This window comes from Hyphomonas sp. L-53-1-40, assembly GCF_000682775.1.
Lineage (GTDB): Bacteria > Pseudomonadota > Alphaproteobacteria > Caulobacterales > Hyphomonadaceae > Hyphomonas.
Map to the genome: position 1 here is coordinate 228,269 of NZ_AWFI01000001.1, position 18,242 is coordinate 246,510.

Genomic DNA, 18,242 nt, shown 5'->3' on the forward strand with positions numbered 1-18,242 from the left:
GATTATGCTTGCGGGATCAACCTTCAGGCCGGCAATTGGTCCGGCATAACACTTATGTGCCTGCAGGCATGGCGCGCGGGATACAGCTGGCCGTGGCTTGCGCGAGCAGGGTGCCATCTTCGCGGCGCAGGAAGCCCTGTGTGAAAATACCGGCACGTCCGCGGCGCACACACTCGCCGCGCCCAATCAATCGCTGGCCGACCGGGACCGGGCGAATATAGCTGGTCGTCATTTGCAGGGTTGGTGACATGGCAGGTCCATCCTGCACGATAGATCCTGCAAGGCTCATCACTTCGTCCAGCATTGCCGAAACGAAGCCGCCCTGCGCATCACCGCCTGGGTTGGTGGCCTGCACCGGCAGGGTAAAGGCGGCATCGACCCAGCCGGCGTCGGGATCGAAAGCGATCAGTTCAAAACCCAAAAAGGCCGTGGCTTCGGGCGGCGTCGTGTTGGTCAGCAGGTTCTGCCAATAGGCACGCTTGTCAAACGTCATCAGCCGAGCCGTTTGAACAGCATCGGAATGGCGGTGGCAGTGGCCTTGGCCACGAGCTGACCGTCCGCGTCAAAGCATTCAGCTTCCATGAAGGCGGCCGATTTGCCGAGTTTCAGGATGCGCGCTTCGACGCTGGCCTTGCCCGGCATCAGGCGGCGCAGATAGCTGGTCTTCATTTCGAGCGTCGGCGCGGTCATCGTGATGTTGGAAGCAATGATGACGCAGGTGCTCATCGCCTCATCCATCATGGCGGAGATGAAGCCGCCCTGAATCGCACCGGTCGGGTTGGCAAAGCTGGGGGAGACGTCGAAATCCATGCGGATGCGCTGAGCGTCCTGCTCGACTTCAGCCAGGCGCATACCGAGCGTATCGGAGCAGGGAGGGCGCTTCTTTGAATTCTGGAAGCGCGCGAGCATGTCGGCGTCCGAGACGCGGGGTTTTTCAGTATCTGCCATCAGGTCGGTTGCAACCTATTTCCGGCGGAACGCGTCGAGATTGACGACCGTGCCAGGCTCTTCCTCGGCCTCAATAGGCGGCGCATCAGCGGCAGTGGCTTCACCCGCTGGCGAAATGACCGACGCGTCCTTGTCCGGCGATTCGAAGGTCAGTCCGAAGTTCACAGACGGGTCAACGAAGCGCGTGATCGCGGCGTATGGAATGTGCAGGTGCTGTGGCACGCCCGAGAATTTGAGGATAATCTCGAAATGGCTGTCTTCGACTTCGAGATCCCAATACTGGTGCTGGATAACGATGGTCATTTCTTCGGGGAACCGCTCAACAAGATAATCGGCAATCTTCACCCCCGGCGCCTTGGTGCGGAAGGTGAGATAGAAGTGATGATCACCCGGCAGGCCATTTGTGTTGTAGCCCTTGCGCAGGGCTTCGCGGACGACACCGCGCATGGCAGCCTGGGTGAGCGCTTCGTAGCCGATATAGTCCGTCATAGGCGCGCGAGTTCCCGGTTTTGTATGGTTGAACCTGTGGCTCTTACAGTAAGGTCCGGAAAACAGGCCCGCAACGGCCTTCGCACAAGGGGCGAGCAAAAAATTGCTGCTCGCTTGTTAGCCGCTGTGACTAACCCCTTGTGGTCATGGCGATCTTTCCCGCCATGGCGCCTTGATATTTTCTGTTAGTAATTTGCAGGCGGGTCGCTGGCCGGAAACGACTCGTCGAGCTCCTCGTCCACTTCGTCCCACTCTTCGGGCGGGTGTTCCATGTTTTCTGCGCCAGCCGGACGGACCTTCTTGTGATTGGTCGGTTCATCCTGATTGTCTGTCTCTTGATCGGGCTTGCGGGTTTTGGGATCAACTTGCTGGGTCATGTGAGTCTCCTTCGTGCCGGATCAACGCATTTGGCGGCGTTCGGTTGCGTTGGAAGGCAATCTCTCTAGGCTGCTGGTGACAGACCAGAAGACTGGCAACAGGGGAGGACAGGTCGAATGATCATGCAGATGCCGGAGACAGGGCGCGACTGGAAAGATGTGCGCGCAGAAATGGTTGCGCGCGGTGGGGGCGATGCGCAATGGCGCGACGGACGCACAGCGGTTTATGTCTTCAATGCCGGGCCGGAAATTTCAGCCGTCCAGCATGACGCCTATGGGCTTTACATGGCGGAGAATGGTCTGGGACCGCTGGCCTTTCCAAGCCTGGCGCAGATGGAAAAGGAAGTCATTGGCATGGGGTTGGGCCTGCTCCACGGGCCAGACGGATCCACCGGGGCGATGACATCCGGCGGGACCGACTCGATCACGATGGCGATGAAGACCGCCCGCGACTATGCCCGGTCGCTGGGCAAGCCGCGCGAAGGCCAGAATGTCGTGCTGCCGCAATCGGCACATCTGGCGTTCGACAAGGCGGCGCATTTGATGGACATCGAAATCCGCCGCGTGCCGCTGAAGACGGATGGGTCTTATGAGGCCGATCCGGTTGCCATGGGTGACGCGGTGGATGCAGCCACCATCATGATGGTCGGTTCTGCGCCGAACTTCCCGCACGGCATTATCGACCCGATTGCGGCACTGGGCGAGGTGGCCGCGAAGACGGGCGTCTGGCTGCATGTAGATGCATGTGTGGGCGGATATTTCGCGCCATTCGCGCGGATGAATGGTGTGCCGGTGCCAGCCTTTGATTTCGAAGTGCCAGCGGTTCAGTCGATGAGCGCGGACCTTCACAAATATGGCTATTGCGCCAAGGGCGCCTCCACCGTGCTGTTCCGGAGTGAGGAGCTTTACGCCCACATGCCGTTCGACATGGCGGGCTGGAGCGGCGCGCCGATGAAGACGCCGACGCTGGCGGGCACGCGGCCGGGCGGGGCGATCTCCGCGGCTTGGGGCGTGATGAACACGCTGGGCGTCGAAGGGTACAAGCGGTTGCAGGGGCAGGTCTGTGCGACGCGGGAGCGAATGGAAGACGGCGTGAAGCGGCTCGGCTTCGAGATTGTCGGAAATCCGATGCTGGGCCTTATGGCTTTTTACCATCCCGATGCCCATGCTTTCGCGGTTTACGGTGAGATTTTCCGGCGTGGCTGGTTCACCTCTGTCACGAAAGAGCCGCCGAGCCTGCACCTGATGCTGAGCCCCAAACATGCCGATGTGGCCGACGCCTATCTCGCAGACCTCGAAGCCAGCGTGAAGGCGGTGCAGGCTGGCAAGGCCGGCGAAAAGGTCGAAGCGCGCTATAGCTAGGCGCCAGACAACAGGGGAGGAGACGAGATGAAAACCGAGGGCAGAACGGCGGTCATCACGGGCGGTGCAAGTGGCATTGGCGCAGCGCTTGCCGAAGCGATGGTGGCCGATGGCGGCCGCGTCGTGATTGTGGACATCAACAAGGATGCGGCCGAGGCGCATGCCGCCAAGCTGGGCGAAGCTGCCCGCGCCCTGGCGTGCAATGTTGCCGATGTGGCGGGGGTCGAGGCCATGGCTGGCGAGGCCTGGAATTGGTTCGGCGGGGTGGACCTTGTGTTCGCCAATGCCGGAATCAGCGTGGCGCGGCCCCTGATGAAGGCAAGCGAGGCGGAGTTCGACGTAACAATGGGCGTCAACCTCAAAGGCGTCTGGGCGACAGCCAAGGCGTTCGCCGCGCGCATGATTGATGCGGACCATGCCGGACACCTCTGCCTGACAGCATCTGAGCATGCGCTGGGCCTGCAGCATCCGGGCAATGGGTTTTACACGGCGTCAAAGCATGGCGTGCTGGCGCTGGGCGATGTGTTCCGCGCCGAATTGCCGGAGTCGATTGGCGTCAGCGTGCTTTGTCCAGGCCTGACGGCAACGCACATGCCGGATACGAGCCCCGTGGCGACGGGTATGTCGGCAGATGAACGCCGCAGCGACATGGCACGCGCCGTGATGGCCGAAGGCAAACCGCCTCTCGAGGTCGCGCGACATACGTTGGACGAGATTGCGCGCGGCACATTCCTGATCGTGCCGGAGCCATCGGCCTGGCTGGCGGCGGAAAAACGCGCAGATGAAGTACAAGACGAATTCGCCCGGCAGGCACCGATGGGGCCGGACGCGATGAAGTATCATGTCGGCGCGGTGGTCGAGCGGCTGATGAAGAAATCCGGGCCCGGTCTGATGTGATCCAATTGTGATCCGGACCGCTCGGCTTTTTCCTTGACCGGTTCGGCGGCCTGCGGTTTTCTTGAGATAGCGCTAACAGAAGACTGTGGCCTTCAGGGAGATTGTCATGACCAAATTCACGCATTCACGCAGGCGTTTCATGGTGCTGAGCAGCGCCACGCTGGCAGCAGCGCCATGGCTGGCAAGTTGCGCGAGCGCAGAAGGCAGCGCGGCGATCCCGGCCAAGGCGATTGGCATGCCCTGGCCCAATTGGGGTGAACTGCCTGACACTCCGCCATCCGCGCCCAATGCAGGCAGTGTCGGCTTCGCGGTGATGGGGCTCGGCGGCTATGGCATTGGCAAGGTCCTGCCTGCGCTGGCGAATGGTGAACGCTGCCATGTTGCGGCGGTTGTGTCCGGTAATCCGGAGAAGGCGAAGACCGTGGCCGCCGCCTATGGCCTGCCGGAAGATGCTATTTATTCGTATGAAGACTTTGACCGGATCGCAGACGATGACCGGGTAGATGCAGTTTACAATGTGCTCCCGACAGGGCTGCATCTGGAGTGGACCGAAAAGAGTTTTGCGGCAGGCAAGCATGTACTGTGCGAAAAGCCGATGGCCCTGTCCGTGGCCGAGTGTGAGCAGATGATCGCGGCCTCGGAAGCGTCAGGCAAGAAGCTGATGATTGCGTATCGCTGCCATTTCGAGCCGTTCAACCTGCGCGCCATGGAACTGATGCGTGAGGGTGCGGTTGGCAAGATCAAGACGATCGAGACGGCTCAGACCTATCGGATGGGTCCGACCAGCGTGGCGGAAAACTGGCGGGTTGTCCGGGCGCTTGCGGGGGGTGGTCCGCTGGAAGACTACGGTATCTACGGCTTGCAGTCGGCGCTGTACCTCTCCGGCGAAATGCCGGTCTCTGTAAAGGCCGTAACAGAGCAACCGGCGAATGATCCGCGTTTTGCAGAAATCTTCTCTACAGTGACAACAGAGATGCGTTTCCCGTCCGGAGCCGTGGCCAATATGGTCACGTCCTATGACACGACGCCCGGCCGCAACCTTGCGCGGGTCGAAGGGGAGAGCGGTGTGCTGATGATGGAGCCTGCAACCGGCTATGGTGGGCATAAGATGTCGCTGGTGCGCGATGGTGTCAGCGAAGACCTCGTGCCCGGCGATCCCGGTGTGCAGTTTGCCCGCATGTGTGACCATATGGCGGATGCGATCCGGGATGATGCAGGGATCCTCACACCGGGCGAAATGGGCCTTCGCGACATGGCCCTGATCGAGGCGATCTATCGCTCTGCCGCTGAAGGGCGTGAAATCACGCTCTGATTGTTACAGGAAATTCGTGCTTCCCTCGCGGGATCGTGGCTGGACGTGGGGCCGTCGCGCCCTACAGTCCTTCTGTCGCCAATATTGGGCTGAGGGGCCAAACCATGATTACGCTGCACCATCTCGAAAAGTCGCAATCCATCCGTATCCTCTGGCTGTTGGAGGAATTGGGCGTGCCGTACGAGGTCAAGCTCTATGACCGTGATCCGAACACGCGGCTGGCCCCGGCTGAGTACAAAGCGGTCTCGCCGCTGGGAACGGCGCCCTGCATTACCGATGGCGACATTACGCTGTCGGAGACGAATGCGATCATGGACTATATCCTGGATACGCATGATGATGGCCGCCTGCGCCCCGCGCCGGGCACACCGAACCGGGCCGATTACCTTTTCTGGTTTCATGTCTCGCAGGGAAGCCTGCAGCCTTTGCTGACCAACAAATTCGTCATGATGGCAATGACAGCGCGTGCGCCATTCTTCCTGAAGCCCGCAGCGAAGATGCTGGTCGGCGGATTGGACAAGGCGTTCTTCGGTCCGCGCCTGAAGGCGTTGATGACCGAGATCGAAAAATCACTTGGCAAGAGTACATGGTTTGCCGGTGACAATCTGACAGCGGCAGATATCGTGATGGGATACTCGATGGAGTTGGCGGCGCACCGGGCCGGCATGGATGCCGGGAACTATCCGAATGCGCACAGATTCCTGCAACAGATGCGCGCTTACCCGTCCTACCAGCGCGCGCTGGAAAAGGATGGCAAGGGCACGATCCTGCTCTGATTTGACCTTGCGGTTCCAATGAGGGCGTGTGTAATGCTCCCACGACGGAGGCGCGGATGCGGGAGCTTTCCACGACATGCTGTATTGCCGGGGGCGGACCGGCGGGAATGATGCTCGGCTATCTGCTGGCGCGGCAGGGCGTGGATGTCATGGTGCTGGAAAAGCATGAGGATTTCTTCCGCGACTTCAGGGGCGATACGGTGCACCCTTCGACCTTGCAGGCGTTTGACGAGATGGGCCTGCTGGAAGGATATCTGAAGCGTCCCTTCCAGAAGACGGACAGGCTGGCCGTCGAGATCGAGGGCGAGACGGTGCCGCTGGCCGATTTCAGGCATTTGCCCGTGGCGGCTCCCTTCATCGCCATGATGCCGCAATGGGAATTCCTGGACCATCTGGCCAATGCCGGTCGCGAGATGGACGAGTTCCACCTGATGATGTCGGCCAAGGCAGAGCGGTATACGGAGGAGGCAGGCCGCGTGACCGGTCTGGACGTCTCCACGCCGGATGGGCCGGTGCGCATAAAGGCAGATCTGGTCGTTGGCGCAGACGGGCGCGGATCGGCGCTGCGTGCGCAGAGCGGGTTACTTGTAAAAGATCTGGGCGCGCCGATAGACGTATTCTGGTTTCGCTTGCCGCGTTCATCTGGTGAAGCGGCGGAATCGCTTGGGCGCGTGTCAGCCGATGGCATGATGGTAATGATCAATCGCGGAGACTATTGGCAATGCGCTTTGCCATTTCCCAAAGGGGCCGATGATGAGATTCGTGCGCAGGGCCTGCCAGCACTGCGCGAGCGGATTAAGCGGATGGCACCCGAATTGGCGTCAACTGTAGACGCACTGGCCTCATGGGACGACTTGAAGCTGTTGACGGTTCAGGTGAACCGGCTGGACCTCTGGTGGCGGACGGGCCTGTTATTCATCGGTGATGCTGCACATGCCATGTCGCCTGTGGGGGGGGTAGGTGTGAACCTTGCGGTGCAGGATGCGATTGCGGCGGCGCGCATTCTTGGCAGGTCTTTGCGCGAAGGCGCGCTGACAGACGGTGATCTCGCATCGGTTCAGAAACGCCGGGAATGGCCGACCAAGGTCACGCAATCGGCGCAAGTGTTTGCGCATGATTTCGTTCTGGTTCCGGCAATCACGGCCAAGCGGAAAATCCGTATGCCGTTATTTCTGCGCCTGTTCAAATGGGTGCCGCTCTTGCGGCGCCTGCCTGCGCGCGCGGTCGGTATGGGCGTGCGTCCCGAACATTGGGATACACAACTCGACCGGAATTAGCGGCGGCGCATGGCTTTGGAAATGTCGGGGAGGTCTTCGGCTGTCTGCATGTATGTCGGCTCAGCGCGGGCTTGCGTCCGCTGCTCATAAGCATAGCCGAGCGAGAGGATCGCCGCGTCCTGGTCCTTGCCGCCCATGAAGGACAGGCCAATGGGGATGCCCCGAACAGTGCCCATTGGAACCGTCAGGTGTGGATAACCGGCGATGGCCGCCGCATAGACATCGCCATTGACCGGATCAGCGCGCGGGGCAAGGGGCCCTGAGGGAGCGACGAGGGCGACCACATCATACTCTGCCAACAAACGGTCTATGCCTTTCTCGCGGGTGGCGGTCTGGACGAAGGCAACGGCCTCTTTATAGCTCTCGGACTCAAGACCTTCCATGCCTTCCGACTGTTCGAAAATATCCTGATTGAACAAGGCGAGTTCGATGTCTGCATGTTCTGCATTGAAAGCGATCAAGTCGGCCAGCGTACGCGTAGTGACCGTGTCCGGCGTGCTCGCGAGATAGGCATTCAGTGTCGCCTTGAACTCATATTTTAACACATCGAATGACTTTCCCCAAAAGCCGTCGGGCATGTCGATGTCGTCGATATCAACCAGAATTGCGCCTGCCGCTTCCATGTCCGAAAGAGCCTGTTCGAAGCTGTCTTTGATGAGCGGGCTGCTGCCTTGGGCGCCGCGCAGGACGCCGATGCGCTTGCCTTGCAATGCGGCGGCATCAAGGGTGGCGGCATAGTCTGTCTTCGCTGCGCCGGTCGCCATGGCGTTGAGCATCATGGCCGCGCCCCTGACCGTCTTCGTCATCGGACCGGCTGTGTCCTGTGAGGAGGAGATGGGAATGATGAAGTCCTGCGAGACAAGGCCGACGGTTGGCTTGAAGCCGACGACGCCATTCACGTTGGATGGGCAGATGATCGAGCCATTGGTTTCGGTGCCGACCGTGCCCGCGGCGAGGGAGGCGGCGGCGTGAGCCACAGGGATTGCGGTCCAGCATGTGCGGATTGCGCACCTGTCCGCCGAGGGCGGACCAGCCGCTCATCGAACTATTGGAGCGGAAGTTTGCCCATTGGCTGAGATTGGTCTTGCCGAGGATGATCGCGCCCTCGGCGCGCAGGCCCGCGACGAGCGGGGAGTCGCGGTCCGTGACATTGTCCTTCAGGGCGAGAGCGCCAGCCGTGGTGGGCATGTTGTCTGCTGTTTCGATATTGTCCTTGAGCAGGATCGGCAGGCCGTGGAGCGCGCCGAGTGGCTCGCCGGCGTCCCGCTTTGCGTCTAGCGCGCGGGCGGCCTCTAGCGCATCCGGGTTCAGGGTGAGGACCGCTTGCAGCGTGGGGCCGGAGCGGTCGACCAACTCGATCCGGTCCAGATAGGCCCGGGTCAGCGCTTCGGCGGAGACATCACCAGCCTTCAGGGCTTCGGCGAGTTCCGGCAGGGATTTTGCGGTCCAGCCTTCGGCGGCATAGCTGATCGGCGCTTTGGTATCCGGCATCGACGTGTCTCCAGTCTGCGGGGAACAGGCGGTCAGGGCGAGGGCCGATAAGGCGGCGACGAGATAATGTTTCATGGTGGCCAGCTCCCTCAGCGTGTTCGATCCGAACGCTAGCGACAAAGTTCCAGACTGGCCAGCGCGCGGCGGCCACGAATTTGCGAGGAAAAGGATAAGGTGGAGGCTTCTGTTGCCAGGCGCCTCCGGGCCCCGCCTAGGGGTCTGAAACCCTAGGAGTTAAGTCGGTAAATACCGGACCGCTTACGCAGCCAGGAGTTCACCTTCAGCAAAGTTGTCATTTGCAACTATGTGATATGGGCTTCTGAGGGGGCCCAATCCGGCAAAGGCATCGTCTTTACACGTCCGTCGATCCTATTTCGGCCCCGTCAGAAACAGGCCGGTGAAAGCCTGAACCTGCTTTTGGTGGAGCCGCCGGGTACCGCCCCCGGGTCCGAACCGCTTATTGCACGCGCGTTTATCGCCATAGTCCGAAGACATGACCAATATAGGGATGATTTGGGGGTTTTGAAAGGGGGGAGGTGCCCAGGCAGGCTGTCCCTGATTTTCTTCTTTATGGAGGGCGGATTTCTATCTATAAGGGCGCGTCCCGTCGAACGTATGCAGGTTCCACATGTCGGTTATCAGGAGATTTCTGCCCGCATTTATGCTCCTGCTGGCTGTATCATACGCCTTCGTGACGTGTAATTTCGACGCTGTCGATTCAAGATATTGCGCCGCTGAAACCCGAAACCTGACCGACGATGAACTTGTCGAACGGATCATGACCCGTCAGGCCCGTAGCATAGCAGCTGGGAGTGGTGTGCCCCCATCGCTTGAGGGAAAAGATTCCGGGTACGAAACCTATCTTGAGCTGACTCAGGCGAATCCCGATTGCTGCACTTTTCACGAAATTACAGCGGCAGATCCCCCAAATTTTCGTAAAGCTCAACAACAGCGCAGCGCAGTCGGAATTGTCTCGTACCAATATCGTGTTCCCTATATGGAAGACGGCATACGAAAGTATCATCAACGCGGACCGGCAAGGGTGCTTGTATCTGCCTGCGGTTTGAGTGTGAGCAAATGAAGCTCAGCAGATCGTGTCGGCGTCGCCCTGTTCGCCGAAGCCGTCGGCGATGAGTCTGGCAAAGGCGAATTCAGATCGTCCGCCTTATGATAGCATCAGCGCCGAGCCCGGCATCGACCCGCGGTCGTTTTGACAAGGCCTTGGATATCTTCGACAAGTGAACTCCAGACTTCACGGGGACAGTGAATGCGCTCACACAACATTCTGATACTGGCCGCAGCACTGACAACGCTCACGAGCTGTACCCTCTTGTCGCCAGCGTATGGTGACGGCACGGAAGAGCGGCCGGAACCTGTCGCGAAGATCATTGACGTGCATCGCCATGGCACCTGGCCGACAGGGGATGATGATGCTTACCGCTCGCAAATGTTGAGTGAGATGTCGCAGAATGGTGTGCGGTTGGCGGTAATTTCCATCACGGACTATGACGATGTCGAAACCTGGAAGAATGTGGCACCGGATGCATTTCTGGTTGGCGTCATGCTGGGGTGTCCTCGAAATCTTGCGGAGCCCCGGTACAACTGCTTCCCGGCGGATGAGGGGTGGGTCGATATCGAATGGCTGCGGACAATGGTCGAGCACGGAAAAATCGAGGCCATCCACGAGGTCATTCCGAATTATTACGGTGTTTCGGTCGGTAATCCGAGATATGATCCATATTTCGCATTGGCGGAGGAATACGATCTACCCGTCGGCGTCCACACTCAGCGCGGCCCGCCACCAAAAGCGATAAACTCCATGCGCAGTGATTCCGATTGTTGCCCGGACTATGATCCTGAAATGGGCAATCCGGCATTGTTGCGCCGGGTGCTGGAGCGTCATCCCAATCTGAGAGTCTGGATACAGCATGTCGGAGCCGGACGCGCAGGGAGCTATGAGCCGCACTGGGACGAGACCTTGGCGCTGTTACGCGATTATCCGCAGGTCAATGTCGATCTTTCGATCACAAATGGTCCGCTGCCTATTGAACTGTACGATGAAAGCTTGCGAATTCTGATTGAGGCCGGTTTCGAAGACCGGATCATGATGGGGACGGACAATATTCCAACCGCATTGGTCCTGGGCCGCCTGGAATCCATCGAATGGCTGAGCGAAGATCAACGCGAAGCGATCCTCTACAAGAACGCTGAGCGCTTCTTTCAGTTGAAATAGACGCACAATACGGGTCCGGGTCCGCCTCCCTTCCGTGTCGAGGCCCATGACCGGCTTGTGGTTTCCGATTGGGCCCTGATTTTCAGCAGATCGTATCGGCTTCGCCCTGTTCGCCGAAGCCGTCGGCGATGAGGCTGGCGATGGCGGTGACGGCCTCGGCCGCATCGGGGCCTTCGGCGTTGATGTCGACTTCGCAGCCCTTGTGGGCGACCAGCATCATGAGATCCATGATGGAGCGCGCATCGGCGGTTTCGCCCTCATGCGAGACGATGATGCGGGATTGAAACTCACCGGCAAGGCGGGACAGGCGGGCAGAGGCGCGCGCGTGCAAGCCCTTGCGGTTGACGATCATGGCGCGCTGGCTGGCGGTGAGGGTTTCCGTGTCAGGCATCAGTTCGACTTCGCGAGGAGTTCGGAGGCGATGTTGATATACTTGCGGCCAGCTTCTGCGGCGACTTTGGCGGCGTCCTTGAGGGTCATCTCGCCGCGCACTTCGGCCAGCTTGATCAGCATGGGCAGGTTGACGCCGGACAGGACTTCGACATTGCCGGCATTCATTACCGACATGGCGAGGTTTGAGGGCGTGCCGCCAAACATGTCTGTCAGGATGATGACGCCCTTGCCAGCATCGCAGGACTTGGCCGTTTCGCGGATCTGATCGCGGCGCGCCTCGATGTCGTCTTCCACTTCGATCGAGATCGAGCGGAATCGATCCTGCTCCCCCACCACGTGCTCCGTGGCGGCGACGAGTTCGCGGGCAAGCTTTCCGTGGCTGACAACCACAATTCCGATCATATGCCGGTCCCAGTGCTCAAACTTTACGAACTTGTCATGCTGCCACTGCGAACACGAGCGTCAACCCTGATTCAGCTGTTGGGAGAATGGTGACCTGCGGGCGTTGCTTCAAAGCCCCAGCACGTCATTCATGTCGTAGAGGCCCGGATCCTGGCGCATCGCCCACGCGGCCGCGCCCAGGGCGCCATGCGCGAAGACCGCGCGGTCAATGGCAGTATGGCTGAGCGAGAGGATTTCCATGTCCGAGCCGAAGCTGACTTCATGCTCGCCGATCACCCCGCCAGACCGGCGTACGGCAAAGCCGATGCTGCCCGCGCGGCGTTTGGCGTCTGGGCCATCATAGGGGCCAGCCCGCAGGTCTGACAGCGGCTTTCCGCGGCCTGCAGCGGCGGCCTCGCCCACCATGAGCGCGGTGCCCGAGGGGGCGTCGACCTTGCGGCGATGATGCGTTTCGAGGATTTCGATATCCCAATCCGGACCGAGCCGTTCGGCCGCCATGCGGGTGAGGGCCTGCAGCAGATTGATGCCCACCGAGAAATTGCCCGCCTTGACGATGGCAAGGGACTGCGCGGCCTGCGCAATCTCGGCCTCTTCTTCATCAGTGAAGCCGGTCGTGCCGATGATGGCGGCGCGCACGCTTGTGTGTTTCAGGGAGTCTAGCGCAGCCAGCGTGGCGGCAGGGCGGGTGAAGTCGATCCAGACATCCGCCTTCGCCGCAGCCGCGACCGGATCGGTCGCCGGTTTCAGATCCAGCAGGCGACGGCCTGCCAGTTCGCCAATATCCTCGCCGAGATGTTCGGAAGCGGGAGCCTCGCTGCCGCCCACCACGGTAAGGCCAGCATCAAGCGCGGCGCCGACCAGCTGGCGGCCCATGCGACCCGCGACGCCGGCTATGGCGACGCGGAGCGAATCGGAAGGTGTCATTTCTGTCATGCGCGCCGTTATAGCGAGGTTTTCCCGCAGGGCGAGAGCTTGCTGAACGCCGGGAACAAATTTGTCATCTGGCGCGTTCTACGCACATGACCCCAACAGATGTGCTTTCGCGGCTTGGCCGTGTGTCCTGTGTGATCAATCCGCTCTCGGGCAGCACGCCTGAGGGAGCCGCTGATCTCATGCGTGAAAAACTCTCCGGCCTGCCGGACGCCGCCTCGATCCATACGGTCGGGGAGGATGACCTTGCGCTGCTTGTGGAAGCGGCGCTGGCTGAGGAGCCGGACACGCTGATTGTCTGGGGCGGGGATGGAACGATTGCCTGCGCATTGTCGCATGCCGGTCTGCTCGGCCCGGCGGTCTTGCCATTGCCAGGCGGGACGATGAATATGTTGCCGACTCGCGCCCTGGGCGGCGACCATGAGTGGGATGCGCTGATCGATCGTGCGCTGCAGGGTGGCAAGGTACGCCCGATGCCATGTGGCGAGATTGTCGGCGGACCCCGCTTCTTCGTGGCGGCCATGCTGGGTGACATGACCCGCTTTACCAATTCGCGCGAAGCCTTGCGCGAGGGGAAAATTCTTGAGGCCGCGGAGATCGTGCACGACTCTTCCGCTCTCGCCCTGAAATCCAACATTGCCTGGAACGTCCCCGGCAAGGCTGCCGAGACCGCCACAACGCTGACAGTGAACATCAATCCGGACACGCCCGGCAAGCTGGAGATCGCGAGTATTGACCCTCAGGGATTGCTGGACCTCGCCAAGCTTGGCCTGGAGATGATGTTCGATGGCTGGCGCAATGCTGAGGATGTTGCGCTGAAACTTGCCGACGAGATCGAGGTGCACCAGACCGAGAAGGGGCGCATCAATGTCACGCTTGATGGCGAGCTTAAAGAGATGGACACGCCGCTCAGGTTCCAGCGCATCGATTCTGCGGTGAAAATCTTCGTTCCAGACATGTCCTGATGACGGTTATTGCACAGATTTCAGATATTCATTTCGGCGCCGAAGACGAAAATGCGATTGAAGCCGCCGAAGCCTGTATCAAGTTCACCGAACCTGACATGTTAGTCGTATGCGGAGATTTGACCCAGCGGGGACGCACACGTGAGTTCGATGCTGCGGCCGAGTGGCTGGACGGGTTCGACATTCCGAAACTTGTTGTGCCCGGCAATCATGACACACCCATGTTCAATGTTGCGGCGCGGGCGGCGGAACCCTTCAAACGCTTCAAGCGGCGCTTCAATCAGCAATTTGAGGTCGTCGAGGCGGGCGGCGCGATCGCTGTCGGCCTCAACACGGCGCGCGGCTGGCAGGCGCGGAGAAACTGGGCCGAGGGGTCTGTCAATCTGGACGATCTGGATGAGGCGATTGTTCGCGCGGGCAAGTCACGGGCAGAGGTCAAACTGATTGCGTGCCATCATCCGTTTCATTCCCTGCCGGGCGCGCCGCTCCGGACACGGACCCGGAGAGGCCGACGCGCCAGCGATATGGTGGCGGCGAGCCATGTGCAGATGGTGCTGACCGGGCATGTCCACACGCCCTCGGTTGTCGTGCGCCAGCGCGCCAATGGTTGCTATCTCGCCGTCTCGTCCGGGACGTTGTCGGTGCGCCTGCGGGCCGAGCCGCCTTCGTTCAACCTGATCCGTCTGGAAGAGGGGGAGTTGCGGATCGATCGCTGCGATATTCATGAAGACGGGCCGAAAATCTCACGCATGGGCGCGTTTGATCCCAATCTGGAGTCCTGCGCCTAGCCGGGGAGACCGGGTTATCCTCGCAGGTGATGCTGGATGCCCACTTCGAACGCGGGCTGCAATTGCGCACGGATGCGATCTACCAGCAAGTGCACCTTGGGCTGAAGGTGACGGGCTTGGGGATAGACCGCCCAGATGGGTTCTGGCTCGGGCCGGAATTCCCTGAACAGTTCGACCAGTCGCCCGTTCTCGAGATACGGCGCGACATAAAAAAGTGGTAGCTGTCCAATCCCTTTGCCTGCGAGCAAGCCGTCCAGCACGGATGCGCCGGAATTTGAGCGCCAATTTCCCCGTGGGCGGAGGGTTTCATGCTGGCCGCCCTGCCGAAAGCGCCATGTGCTGGAGGAGCCTGTCAGGCAATTATGTATTTTCAGGTCGTCAAGGCGTTCGGGCGTGCCGTGGGCGTCCAGATAGGCAGGGGATGCGCAAACCAAAAATTGTCGACTGGCGACCCGCGAACTGATCAGGCGGGAATCCTCCAGCATGCCGGTACGGATCGCAAGATCGACGCCCTCTGCGATCAGGTCGACCAGCCGGTTGGAGAGGTCGAGCGTAATCTCCACTTTCGGATAGTCCTGGCTGAATTCCCGGACGATGGGCGAGATGTAGCGTTCGCCCAGAGATGTGGGGCAGGTGATCTTGATCTCTCCCTGCGGTTCATTGGTGCCGCCCACGACGGCATATAGCTCGTCACGCGACTCGATGAGTTGTTGGCAATGGCTGAGCACGGTGCGGCCCGTATCTGTCAGCGAGACCTTGCGGGTCGTCCGGTAGAATAGCGGCGCGCCAATGGCGTTTTCCAGTCTGGTAACGGCGCGGCTCACATGCGAGGTTGAGACATTCAACATTTCCGCCGCGGGCTTGAAGCCCATGCACGTAGCAACAGCCACGAACTCCTCAATACCATCCCAATCCGTTTGCATTATCCCAGTCCTGCAACAATGAATTGCGAATTACGTACTTTATCGCGCAGAGCGCAAGAGTAGTATGGCACCCAAACATTATGGAGCTCCCTCATGAAGACTCGCGCCGCTGTCGCCTTTGAAGCCAAGAAACCGCTGGAAATCGTCGAACTGGATCTGGAAGGCCCGAAGGCCGGGGAAGTCCTGGTCGAGATCATGGCGACTGGCATCTGCCATACCGATGCCTACACGCTGGACGGGCTCGACAGTGAGGGCCTCTTCCCGAGCGTGCTTGGCCATGAGGGCGCAGGCATTATACGCGAAGTCGGCGCGGGCGTGACCAGCGTGCAGCCGGGCGACCATGTCATCCCGCTCTACACGCCCGAATGCCGCCAGTGCAAAAGCTGTCTCTCAGGCAAGACCAATCTCTGCACCGCGATCCGCGCGACGCAGGGCAAGGGCTTGATGCCTGATGGGACGAGCCGGTTCAGCTACAAGGGCAAGACGATCTATCATTATATGGGCTGTTCGACGTTTTCGAACTTCACGGTCCTGCCGGAAATCGCGGTTGCGAAAATCCGCACCGACGCGCCGTTCGACAAGGCCTGCTATGTCGGCTGCGGCGTGACCACAGGTGTTGGCGCGGTGACCAATACGGCCAAGGTGCAGGTCGGCGACAATGTCGTCGTGTTCGGCCTTGGCGGCATTGGTCTCAACGTGCTGCAGGGCGCGAAGATGGCGGGCGCCGACAAGATCATCGGCGTCGACATCAACAACTCCAAGAAGGAATGGGGCGAGAAATTCGGGATGACGCATTTCGTCAATCCGAAGGAGACCGCTGATGTGGTCGCGCACCTCGTCGAGCTGACCGATGGCGGTGCGGACTATTCCTTCGACTGTACCGGCAATACGGACGTGATGCGCCAGGCGCTGGAATGCTGTCATCGCGGCTGGGGCACCTCGATCATTATCGGCGTGGCCGAGGCCGGCAAGGAAATCAGTACACGGCCCTTCCAGCTGGTAACGGGACGCAACTGGCGCGGCACGGCCTTCGGTGGCGCCAAGGGGCGCACCGACGTGCCCAAGATCGTCGACTGGTACATGAACGGCAAGATCCAGATCGACCCGATGATCACCCACGTCATGAAGCTGGACAAGATCAATGACGCGTTCGACCTGATGCATGCGGGCGAGAGCATCCGGAGCGTGGTGGTTTACGACTAGGGCGGACACGTTCAGAGTGACCGGGGAGGAACTATCCAATGACCATCGTAAAACGCAATCTCGACATCTATCGCACGCGCCTGATCACGCTGCAGAATATTCTTGGCCGGGCCCAGGCGGAGCTGTTTCCGGACGACGCGGCGAAGACAGCCCTGCTGACGGCGCGGCTGGCGGAAGACATGCTGCCTCTGCCGAACCAGATATGGTTCACGTGCCGTCAGGCAGAATTACTTCTGGGCAAGCTAAACGACACGCCTGTGAAAGAGTTCGAGGTTGATACGGCGAGCTTCGCGGACCTGAAAGCCCTTGTGGCCGAGACGATTTCCCGGATCGAGGCGCAGACCGACACGAAGGAAAGCTTCGCCGAGGCGAAGACCTCTCTCGAACTGCCAAGCATGCCGACGCTTTCCATGACCGGCCAAGACTATATCGACGAATGGCTGACGCCGAACTTCTATTTCCATCTCGTCACCGCCTACGACATCCTGCGGGCCGAAGGTCTGGCCATCGGCAAAGCAGACTATTTGAGCCATCTGCGTCCGCTGCTGGCGGCGGCTATGGCAAGCTGACGCGGGGGGAGGCCGAAATCCCTCTGGCGCTGTTTCGGCGGCTGAGGCACAAATTCCCGATCCACAAGGAGGAAACACATGTTCAGTCACGTCATGGTCGGCACGAACGATCTGGAAAAATCAAAGAAATTCTACGACGCGCTTTTCAAGTCGCTGGGCGGGCGCGAGGCGATTGTCGATCCGAAGGGGCGACTGATCTATCTCCACAATGGCGGAACATTCCTTGTCACGCCGCCGATTGATGGCGAGTCAGCCTGTCATGCCAATGGCGGCACGATCGGTTTCGCGGTCGACAGCACCGAACAGGCCGATGCCTGGCACAAGGCCGGGATCGAGGCAGGCGGCAAGGCCATCGAAGACCCACCGGGCTGGCGAGAAGGCGGCGGCATGAAGCTCTATCTCGCCTATCTGCGCGATCCGGACGGCAACAAGATCTGCACCATGTTGCGCGGCTAGCGTGGGACGCACGTCAACTTTGGAGGGCGGCGCTGTACGCGTCGCCCTTTTTTGTGCGCGCCAGCCCCCGGAAATTGGCCCCACGGGCTCGACCTTGGCTGCAAAGCGGGTAATGATTTCTCCATGACGGAGTTTACTCACTATACGCTGATTGCGGACGGGCAGGTGTTCGAGCCGAACGCCGATTACGAGACCGAGATCGGTCCGTGCATCATGGGCATGAAGGTCTGGGCAACCGACCCGGAACAGGCCGCGGACATGATTTCTGTCATCGGCAAGCGGCTTGGCTTCAAGATGGACGGCGAGTTGCAGGTCTATGTGACCGAGCCGGACGTGCCAGCGGAAGACCAGCCCTTCGGATACGATGTTCAGTTCACGACCTATTCAGACCTTGACGATGACGAGGAGGATGGGATCGAGGGCGAAGAGCCAAAATGGATTCACTGAGGGG

21 protein-coding genes, 1 other RNA gene and 1 pseudogene are annotated in these 18,242 nt (G+C 60.3%); 12 read left to right on the forward strand and 11 right to left on the reverse strand.

Annotated features, from left to right (window positions below; translation table 11 throughout):
• Positions 1 to 52 precede the first annotated feature (52 nt).
• The 4 genes from L53_RS01080 to L53_RS01095 form a co-directional block, all read right to left on the reverse strand.
• Positions 53 to 493 (reverse strand): PaaI family thioesterase, encoded by a 441-nt coding sequence (locus L53_RS01080; protein WP_034810758.1) that lies wholly within the window; start codon positions 491 to 493, stop codon positions 53 to 55.
• Complete coding sequence (locus L53_RS01085) at positions 493 to 948, reverse strand: PaaI family thioesterase (protein ID WP_034810763.1); 456 nt, start codon at positions 946 to 948, stop codon at positions 493 to 495. The genes L53_RS01080 and L53_RS01085 overlap by 1 nt, the downstream gene beginning before the upstream one ends.
• Before the next feature lie 15 nt (positions 949 to 963).
• Positions 964 to 1,437 carry an SspB family protein gene (locus tag L53_RS01090; protein ID WP_034810766.1) on the reverse strand — a complete coding sequence of 158 codons (474 nt, stop codon included), beginning with the start codon at positions 1,435 to 1,437 and terminating at the stop codon, positions 964 to 966.
• 185 nt (positions 1,438 to 1,622) lie between these two features.
• Positions 1,623 to 1,814, reverse strand: a complete 192-nt coding sequence (locus tag L53_RS01095; RefSeq protein ID WP_034810768.1) for a hypothetical protein — start codon at positions 1,812 to 1,814, stop codon at positions 1,623 to 1,625.
• Between the two features lie 117 nt (positions 1,815 to 1,931).
• Here L53_RS01095 and L53_RS01100 point away from each other — a divergent pair, with 117 nt between their 5' ends.
• The 5 genes from L53_RS01100 to L53_RS01120 all read left to right on the forward strand — a co-directional run bounded on the left by L53_RS01100 (position 1,932) and on the right by L53_RS01120 (position 7,438).
• A complete protein-coding gene (locus L53_RS01100; protein ID WP_233347461.1) occupies positions 1,932 to 3,176 on the forward strand; it encodes an aminotransferase class V-fold PLP-dependent enzyme in 1,245 nt (414 codons plus the stop codon).
• 27 nt (positions 3,177 to 3,203) lie between these two features.
• Entirely contained in the window at positions 3,204 to 4,073 is an 870-nt protein-coding gene (locus tag L53_RS01105) for an SDR family oxidoreductase (protein WP_051607425.1), read from the forward strand.
• 106 nt (positions 4,074 to 4,179) lie between these two features.
• On the forward strand, positions 4,180 to 5,385 hold the full coding sequence (locus L53_RS01110; RefSeq protein ID WP_034810769.1) for a Gfo/Idh/MocA family protein: 1,206 nt from the start codon (positions 4,180 to 4,182) through the stop codon (positions 5,383 to 5,385).
• Between the two features lie 104 nt (positions 5,386 to 5,489).
• Positions 5,490 to 6,161: a glutathione S-transferase family protein gene (locus L53_RS01115; protein WP_034810770.1), complete on the forward strand. Its 672-nt coding sequence runs from the start codon at positions 5,490 to 5,492 to the stop codon at positions 6,159 to 6,161.
• Positions 6,162 to 6,217: 56 nt separating this feature from the next.
• Positions 6,218 to 7,438 carry an FAD-dependent oxidoreductase gene (locus L53_RS01120; RefSeq protein ID WP_084332952.1) on the forward strand — a complete coding sequence of 407 codons (1,221 nt, stop codon included), beginning with the start codon at positions 6,218 to 6,220 and terminating at the stop codon, positions 7,436 to 7,438.
• Here the strand turns inward: L53_RS01120 and L53_RS17200 are convergent.
• The 3 genes and pseudogenes from L53_RS17200 to ssrA form a co-directional block, all read right to left on the reverse strand.
• The gene (locus L53_RS17200) at positions 7,435 to 8,415 is read right to left on the reverse strand and encodes an amidase family protein (protein ID WP_255341986.1); all 981 of its coding nucleotides are present in this window, start codon (positions 8,413 to 8,415) and stop codon (positions 7,435 to 7,437) included. The genes L53_RS01120 and L53_RS17200 overlap by 4 nt on opposite strands.
• Positions 8,416 to 8,467: 52 nt before the next feature.
• Positions 8,468 to 9,004: pseudogene (locus tag L53_RS17490) on the reverse strand (amidase family protein); the annotation flags it as partial.
• A 98-nt stretch (positions 9,005 to 9,102) separates the two neighbouring features.
• Positions 9,103 to 9,461, reverse strand: a transfer-messenger RNA (tmRNA) gene (gene ssrA / locus L53_RS16680).
• Positions 9,462 to 10,196: 735 nt separating this feature from the next.
• On the opposite strand from ssrA, the gene L53_RS01140 reads away from it, so the two are divergent.
• On the forward strand, positions 10,197 to 11,162 hold the full coding sequence (locus tag L53_RS01140) for an amidohydrolase family protein (RefSeq protein WP_034810776.1): 966 nt from the start codon (positions 10,197 to 10,199) through the stop codon (positions 11,160 to 11,162).
• A gap of 82 nt (positions 11,163 to 11,244) precedes the next feature.
• On the opposite strand, the gene L53_RS01145 is transcribed toward L53_RS01140, so the two are convergent.
• From L53_RS01145 to dapB, 3 genes are all read right to left on the reverse strand, one after another.
• Positions 11,245 to 11,553, reverse strand: a complete 309-nt coding sequence (locus L53_RS01145) for an HPr family phosphocarrier protein (protein ID WP_034810777.1) — start codon at positions 11,551 to 11,553, stop codon at positions 11,245 to 11,247.
• Entirely contained in the window at positions 11,553 to 11,957 is a 405-nt protein-coding gene (locus L53_RS01150) for a PTS sugar transporter subunit IIA (RefSeq protein ID WP_034810778.1), read from the reverse strand. The genes L53_RS01145 and L53_RS01150 overlap by 1 nt, the downstream gene beginning before the upstream one ends.
• Positions 11,958 to 12,065: 108 nt before the next feature.
• Entirely contained in the window at positions 12,066 to 12,881 is an 816-nt protein-coding gene (gene dapB / locus L53_RS01155; RefSeq protein WP_034811810.1) for a 4-hydroxy-tetrahydrodipicolinate reductase, read from the reverse strand.
• Between the two features lie 95 nt (positions 12,882 to 12,976).
• On the opposite strand from dapB, the gene L53_RS01160 reads away from it, so the two are divergent.
• Together L53_RS01160 and L53_RS01165 are read left to right on the forward strand one after the other, a co-directional pair.
• Positions 12,977 to 13,852, forward strand: a complete 876-nt coding sequence (locus L53_RS01160) for a diacylglycerol kinase family protein (protein ID WP_034810786.1) — start codon at positions 12,977 to 12,979, stop codon at positions 13,850 to 13,852.
• Positions 13,852 to 14,640, forward strand: coding sequence for a metallophosphoesterase (locus tag L53_RS01165; protein ID WP_051607426.1), 789 nt, complete (start codon positions 13,852 to 13,854; stop codon positions 14,638 to 14,640). The genes L53_RS01160 and L53_RS01165 overlap by 1 nt, the downstream gene beginning before the upstream one ends.
• Positions 14,641 to 14,654: 14 nt before the next feature.
• Here the strand turns inward: L53_RS01165 and L53_RS01170 are convergent, their stop codons facing one another.
• Positions 14,655 to 15,563, reverse strand: a complete 909-nt coding sequence (locus L53_RS01170; RefSeq protein ID WP_051607427.1) for a LysR family transcriptional regulator — start codon at positions 15,561 to 15,563, stop codon at positions 14,655 to 14,657.
• 93 nt (positions 15,564 to 15,656) lie between these two features.
• Between L53_RS01170 and L53_RS01175 the strand changes: the two genes are divergently transcribed.
• The 4 genes from L53_RS01175 to L53_RS16070 all read left to right on the forward strand — a co-directional run bounded on the left by L53_RS01175 (position 15,657) and on the right by L53_RS16070 (position 18,238).
• Positions 15,657 to 16,766: an S-(hydroxymethyl)glutathione dehydrogenase/class III alcohol dehydrogenase gene (locus L53_RS01175; protein WP_034810789.1), complete on the forward strand. Its 1,110-nt coding sequence runs from the start codon at positions 15,657 to 15,659 to the stop codon at positions 16,764 to 16,766.
• Between the two features lie 38 nt (positions 16,767 to 16,804).
• Complete coding sequence (locus L53_RS01180; protein WP_051607428.1) at positions 16,805 to 17,335, forward strand: DUF1993 domain-containing protein; 531 nt, start codon at positions 16,805 to 16,807, stop codon at positions 17,333 to 17,335.
• Positions 17,336 to 17,413: 78 nt separating this feature from the next.
• Positions 17,414 to 17,791, forward strand: a complete 378-nt coding sequence (locus tag L53_RS01185; RefSeq protein ID WP_034810791.1) for a VOC family protein — start codon at positions 17,414 to 17,416, stop codon at positions 17,789 to 17,791.
• A 123-nt stretch (positions 17,792 to 17,914) separates the two neighbouring features.
• Complete coding sequence (locus tag L53_RS16070; RefSeq protein WP_051607429.1) at positions 17,915 to 18,238, forward strand: hypothetical protein; 324 nt, start codon at positions 17,915 to 17,917, stop codon at positions 18,236 to 18,238.
• Positions 18,239 to 18,242 lie beyond the last annotated feature (4 nt).

What these genes read in the sequence shown, in the direction of transcription:
- L53_RS01185 (WP_034810791.1), top strand. Translation starts at nt 17,414, where the DNA reads ATGTTCAGTCACGTCATGGTCGGCACGAACGATCTGGAAAAATCAAAG.
- L53_RS01145 (WP_034810777.1), bottom strand. Translation starts at nt 11,553, where the DNA reads ATGCCTGACACGGAAACCCTCACCGCCAGCCAGCGCGCCATGATCGTC.
- L53_RS01160 (WP_034810786.1), top strand. Translation starts at nt 12,977, where the DNA reads ATGACCCCAACAGATGTGCTTTCGCGGCTTGGCCGTGTGTCCTGTGTG.
- L53_RS01165 (WP_051607426.1), top strand. Translation starts at nt 13,852, where the DNA reads ATGACGGTTATTGCACAGATTTCAGATATTCATTTCGGCGCCGAAGAC.
- L53_RS01170 (WP_051607427.1), bottom strand. Translation starts at nt 15,563, where the DNA reads ATGCAAACGGATTGGGATGGTATTGAGGAGTTCGTGGCTGTTGCTACG.
- L53_RS01150 (WP_034810778.1), bottom strand. Translation starts at nt 11,957, where the DNA reads ATGATCGGAATTGTGGTTGTCAGCCACGGAAAGCTTGCCCGCGAACTC.
- L53_RS01085 (WP_034810763.1), bottom strand. Translation starts at nt 948, where the DNA reads ATGGCAGATACTGAAAAACCCCGCGTCTCGGACGCCGACATGCTCGCG.
- L53_RS01175 (WP_034810789.1), top strand. Translation starts at nt 15,657, where the DNA reads ATGAAGACTCGCGCCGCTGTCGCCTTTGAAGCCAAGAAACCGCTGGAA.
- L53_RS01140 (WP_034810776.1), top strand. Translation starts at nt 10,197, where the DNA reads ATGCGCTCACACAACATTCTGATACTGGCCGCAGCACTGACAACGCTC.
- dapB (WP_034811810.1), bottom strand. Translation starts at nt 12,881, where the DNA reads ATGACACCTTCCGATTCGCTCCGCGTCGCCATAGCCGGCGTCGCGGGT.
- L53_RS01100 (WP_233347461.1), top strand. Translation starts at nt 1,932, where the DNA reads ATGATCATGCAGATGCCGGAGACAGGGCGCGACTGGAAAGATGTGCGC.
- L53_RS16070 (WP_051607429.1), top strand. Translation starts at nt 17,915, where the DNA reads ATGACGGAGTTTACTCACTATACGCTGATTGCGGACGGGCAGGTGTTC.
- L53_RS01095 (WP_034810768.1), bottom strand. Translation starts at nt 1,814, where the DNA reads ATGACCCAGCAAGTTGATCCCAAAACCCGCAAGCCCGATCAAGAGACA.
- L53_RS01105 (WP_051607425.1), top strand. Translation starts at nt 3,204, where the DNA reads ATGAAAACCGAGGGCAGAACGGCGGTCATCACGGGCGGTGCAAGTGGC.
- L53_RS01180 (WP_051607428.1), top strand. Translation starts at nt 16,805, where the DNA reads ATGACCATCGTAAAACGCAATCTCGACATCTATCGCACGCGCCTGATC.
- L53_RS01080 (WP_034810758.1), bottom strand. Translation starts at nt 493, where the DNA reads ATGACGTTTGACAAGCGTGCCTATTGGCAGAACCTGCTGACCAACACG.
- L53_RS01110 (WP_034810769.1), top strand. Translation starts at nt 4,180, where the DNA reads ATGACCAAATTCACGCATTCACGCAGGCGTTTCATGGTGCTGAGCAGC.
- L53_RS01115 (WP_034810770.1), top strand. Translation starts at nt 5,490, where the DNA reads ATGATTACGCTGCACCATCTCGAAAAGTCGCAATCCATCCGTATCCTC.
- L53_RS01120 (WP_084332952.1), top strand. Translation starts at nt 6,218, where the DNA reads ATGCGGGAGCTTTCCACGACATGCTGTATTGCCGGGGGCGGACCGGCG.
- L53_RS01090 (WP_034810766.1), bottom strand. Translation starts at nt 1,437, where the DNA reads ATGACGGACTATATCGGCTACGAAGCGCTCACCCAGGCTGCCATGCGC.